Raw genomic sequence first — 2,316 nt, 5'->3', positions numbered from 1 at the left:
TTCAAGTTCCTAATATTAATAGTCAGTTTAAAAAGCCTCGGCAAACTCCTTATGCTATTGTTGAACCTGCTACTAAATATCATTTAATCTTATTGAAAAAGCAGCCAAATGAACAATATATTGCTACTCTCAGAGAAGAGGCATTAGAAGCAGAAAATGAGAGTAATCTAGAATTAGCAGAACAATTATGGAATCGTATTTTAGCAGTTTCTCCTGCTAATGAAAAAGCTTTAAAAGCTTTGAAAATAATTTGGCATACTATTAATACTTTCAAGTTAAAAGGTAATTTTGTAGCAGGAATTATCGGAGTAGGAGTATTGGGAATAAGTATTTTTATAGGAGTACATTACCTAGGAGAAAACACAGAACAAACCAAGAATACAACAACGCCAAAAAACAAAAATGCAGACTATTCCACCCTAGAAAATCTACTAAAACAAAAGAGATGGAAAGAGGCAGATACAGAAACTTCTCGTTTAATGTTGAAAGTACCGGGGCTAAAGGAGCAAGGACATTTAACCCAACAAGATATAGACAATTTTCCTTGTACAGACCTCCGCACAATTGACAGACTTTGGGTAAAATATAGTGATGGTAAATTTGGCTTTTCTGTGCAGAAGAAAATTTACCATAATTTGGGTGGAAGAAAAGAGTATGATTGGCGGGTATGGAAAAATTTTGGAAATTCAGTAGGATGGATGAAGGGGGATGACGAATTGTTGAGCTACGATGAGCTAAATTGGGAGAAGGATACATCATCGCATTCAATGGGGCACCTCCCGCATAAGGACTTCTTTCAATTAGGGCCAGGTCGACGGTTGTCTTCTCTCTCGCAGAGACTTGTAGACTTTAACATATAAACGTTTCAGCCGCCTTAGTCAGTTATCAGTTATCAGTTCAGCAAGAGATTTAAAGTTTATTGTTACGAATGAAATTAACAAAATAACCATAGCAGTCATATCAAAAATTTATTGCTTCTACAATATTTTCATTTGTAATTTATACCAATATAGAGCTTCAGTGGTAAAATTAGCCCCTGATTTTTTTCTAGTAGCTGACTTACCAAACATCTAAAAAAATGCTAATATGATGCTAAATAATTATCTAAGTAACAAGATGCTAGACATAACCAAAGACATTGACTCCCTTACTAACTTCAAACGTAATACCACCCAATACTTGCAGCGAATTAAGGAAAGCGGAAACCCACTCATCCTCACAGTTAATGGTAAAGCAGAAGTCGTAGTTCAGGATGCAGAGTCATACCAAAAATTACTAGAATTAGTAGACCGCATACAAGCAATAGAAGGTATTCAGGCAGGTTGAAATTCAGTGCAAGAGGGACGCACTTTTCCAGCAAAGCAAGCATTAACCAAGCTCAAACAGAAGCATGGAATACCAAATTGAAATTAGCGATCGCATCTAATTCAGATAGTAAAATCACACCACATTTAACAATAGTATTAATAACTAAACTTTGCCTATCCTTGACAATTCAAAACACCTCAAAAATTAATATTTTATATTATATATTTACTAACAAAATCTAACATATTGAGGCCAGATGGTTATGAAAATTGGATTTAAAAATACAGTATTAACATCAATAATTCCCACCCTAGAAAATGGCGATCGCTTAACTCGAATTGAGTTTGAAAATCGTTACAGTAAGTCAAATGTTAAAAAAGCAGAATTAATTGAGGGAACAGTTTATATGGCATCTCCTTTACGAATGACCCAACATGGTGAACCCCATGCTTCAATTATGGGATGGCTATTACTCTATCGTGCTTCAACACCAGGAGTGCAACTTGGAGATAATTCGACTGTTCGTTTGGATGGAGATAATGAACCTCAACCCGATGCTTTAATGCGAATTGAAAATGGTGGACAGTCAATTATTAGTGAAGATGGTTATGTGGAAGGAGCACCGGAATTAATAGTAGAAATTGCTGCTAGTACTGTTTCTATTGATGTGCATGAAAAAAAGAAAATCTATCGTCGTAATCAAGTTCAAGAATATCTGGTTTGGCGCGTCGAAGATGGAGAAATTGATTGGTTTAGCCTACAAAAAGGGGAATATGTTCAGCTTCAACCTAATTCCGAGGGAATAATTTGTAGTGAAGTTTTTCCTGGTTTATGGTTAGATAAAGCAGCTTTATTAACAGGAAATTTAATCAAAGTAATTGAAGTTGTACAACTGGGGTTAGCTACAGCAGAACATCAAAATTTTGTGGATAAATTATCATCTTGAAGAAGGCAGAAGACAGAAGGCAGAAGGTAAAGAAAGGTTAAAGTGGAGAAGGTTTTTTTATC

Annotated in this window: 3 protein-coding genes; all 3 read left to right on the top strand. The window is 35.3% G+C overall.

Annotated elements, in window-relative coordinates; translation table 11 throughout:
* The coding region (locus F6K13_RS29035) for a GUN4 domain-containing protein (protein ID WP_353735733.1) at positions 1–860 on the top strand (860 nt) is incomplete at its 5' end.
* A gap of 256 nt (positions 861–1,116) precedes the next feature.
* A complete protein-coding gene (locus F6K13_RS29030) occupies positions 1,117–1,326 on the top strand; it encodes a type II toxin-antitoxin system Phd/YefM family antitoxin (RefSeq protein ID WP_192901224.1) in 210 nt (69 codons plus the stop codon).
* A gap of 244 nt (positions 1,327–1,570) precedes the next feature.
* A complete protein-coding gene (locus F6K13_RS29025; RefSeq protein ID WP_124147759.1) occupies positions 1,571–2,254 on the top strand; it encodes a Uma2 family endonuclease in 684 nt (227 codons plus the stop codon).
* Positions 2,255–2,316 lie beyond the last annotated feature (62 nt).

The organism is Okeania sp. SIO2B9, assembly GCF_010672505.1.
Classification (GTDB): domain Bacteria; phylum Cyanobacteriota; class Cyanobacteriia; order Cyanobacteriales; family Microcoleaceae; genus Okeania; species Okeania hirsuta.
This window is presented reverse-complemented; position numbering and strand designations above follow the sequence as displayed.